Annotated in this window: 2 protein-coding genes; both read left to right on the forward strand. The window is 43.5% G+C overall.

Translation table 11 applies throughout. From position 1 onward, the window contains the following. Positions 1-99: 99 nt before the first annotated feature. Positions 100-981, forward strand: a complete 882-nt coding sequence (locus KOO63_03835) for a DUF4338 domain-containing protein (protein MBU8920970.1) — start codon at positions 100-102, stop codon at positions 979-981. After that, complete coding sequence (locus KOO63_03840) at positions 971-2,434, forward strand: IS66 family transposase (protein MBU8920971.1); 1,464 nt, start codon at positions 971-973, stop codon at positions 2,432-2,434. Before KOO63_03835 ends, KOO63_03840 begins: the two co-directional genes overlap by 11 nt. Positions 2,435-2,587: the final 153 nt, after the last annotated feature.

Here is a 2,587-nt window from a genome sequence, read left to right on the forward strand (position 1 = left end):
CCCCCCCCTCATCCATTGAGGGTATTAACAGCGGACATTATTCATGATTATTGCTTATTCCTCTGAACTCGAAACCTTCCCTCAAGTATAGTACCACCCATGAATCAAATCACAGCAACGATAAATGGAAATAAAGTCACGCCCAATTTGAGCGATATCCAACGCGTTATGGATGAGAATCCAAATTGGGGTCGCACCCGGTTGTCACAAGAACTCTGTAAGTTGTGGAACTGGCAAGGGCTGAACGGGCAATTGAAAGATATGGCATGCCGAACGATGTTGCTGAAATTAGAGCGAAACGATTGTCTCACGTTGCCTGCTCGTCAACGAAAATCAACCAATGGTTATCGAAATTTAACTCTTCCTACCGTCTCGTATTCAACCGAAGCAATCAAGACATCTCTTCAATCCCTTCGCCCACTTCAAATCACAGCGATCCAACGAACCTCGAATGACCTGGATTTATTTCGCTGCCTTTTAAGTACCCATCATTATTTGGGACTGAGAAATACAGTGGGGGAAAACATGAAATATATCATCCGAGATCAAAAAGGCCGCCCGCTTTCCTGCATGTTATTTGGAAGCGCCGCGTGGAAAACGAAATCACGGGATCAGTATATCGGATGGGACGCTTCCACTCGCGAAAAAAACCTGATGTATTTAACAAATAACACTCGTTTCCTTATCCTTCCTTGGATCCAAGTCCCCCACTTGGCGAGTCACATTTTGTCTCAAATAGCCCATCGTTTGAGTTCGGACTGGATGGAAAAATACAGCCATCCTATTTATTTACTAGAGACCTTCGTCGAACGAGATCGCTTTCGTGGAATTTGTTACCAAGCAGCCAATTGGATTTGTACAGGCCAAACCAAAGGCCGTACCCGCAACGACCGATACGCCTCGATTCAAGCACCGATCAAAGATGTCTATGTTTATCCTCTGTCCAAACGCTTTCGCCGGGAGTTATGTCATGGAGTATGAGCACTGGAAAGCGATTTACAACGCGGGACAAGAAAGTGTGATTCAGAAATTTGAGGAACTCACAGTAGAAAACAAAGCGTTGCGAGAACACCTTAAACAATTAGAGGAACAACGGGCCAAGAACAGCCGCAATAGCAGCAAGCCCCCGTCTTCCGATGGTCTAAAAAAGCCTAACCAAACAAGTTCAGATAAACGCCAACGAGAGAGAAAAAGAGGGAAAGGCAGCAAACGTGATCCCGGTGCTCAAAAAGGGCATAAAGGAAGCACGCTCAATCCTGTCAAGAATCCGAAACACAGGGAGATCCATCAAGTTCAAACATGCCAGGAATGTGGACACTCCCTTCAAGATCAAGAAGCAATCGATTACGAATCCCGGCAAGTCTTCGATATCCCTCCCATTGAAATAGAAGTGACCGAGCACCGGGCGGAGATCAAGGAATGTCCGCATTGTGACGCGATCAACAAAGCAGAGTTTCCCGAAGATGTAAACGCCCCAACCCAATATGGCCCTCGTGTCAAATCGATTGCGGCTTACATGAAAGCCTATCAATTACTTCCTTACAAACGCAGCGCGGAATTCTTTCGTGATATATTTTCCTTACATTTAAGCGAAGGTACACTAGTCAATATCATTCAGGATTGTTCTAATCGTCTTCAATCGGTGAACGAACAGATTCGCCAAACTCTCAAGAAAAAATCGGTCGGTGGTTTTGATGAATCGGGATGCCGGGTCGAGGGCAAGCGCATCTGGATTCATGTCGCTTGCACGTCTGAGTTGACCTATTTTGAACTTCATGATAAGCGAGGACGTGAAGCCATGGACGATATTGGGATCCTTCCAGTTTTTGAAGGACGAGCGATACATGATTTTTTTCAATCCTATTATCAATACGACTGTGATCATGGATTATGCAATGCCCATCTGCTTCGCGAACTGATTTTTCTTTATGAAGTTCACGATCAGAAGTGGGCGGATCAAATGATTGACTGTTTATTGGATATGAAAGATGCTGTTGAGAAGGCAAAAGAACAGAATGTGTCGAATTGCGAAATCCAAGGAGAAAAACTTAAAACGCGCTATGATGAAATTGTTCAGCAAGGATTCGACATCAATCCTTTGCCAGTTGAAACGAAACCACGAAAAAGAGGGAGGCCAAAACGTACGACGGCACAAAACTTACTTATTCGGCTGCGGGATCACAAAAGCGAAATTCTTGCATTTGTTGATGATTTTGATGTTCCTTTTGACAATAATCAATCCGAACGAGACCTTCGTATGATCAAGACGCAACAGAAAATCTCGGGAACGTTTCGCAGTTCAGCGGGAGGAAACAGTTTCTGCACTATTCGTGGTTATATTTCTTCCATCAGAAAACAATCAATAAATGTAATGCATTCCATCCAAAGTATTTTCACCGGCAATCCTATTTCTCCATGTTCGATAGAGCCTTGATTCTTACTGCATTCCTTCAGCTATAAGCAACTTGCATTTTAATTATAATTATACACATGGTGGCTGATATTCATCTTGTTAAGTACCTGAATAGTTACATCAATTACTTCCTTACAAACGCAGCGCGGAATTCTTTCGTGATATATTTTCCTT

The organism is Candidatus Latescibacterota bacterium, from assembly GCA_019038625.1.
In the GTDB taxonomy this organism is placed as follows: domain Bacteria; phylum Krumholzibacteriota; class Krumholzibacteriia; order Krumholzibacteriales; family Krumholzibacteriaceae; genus JAGLYV01.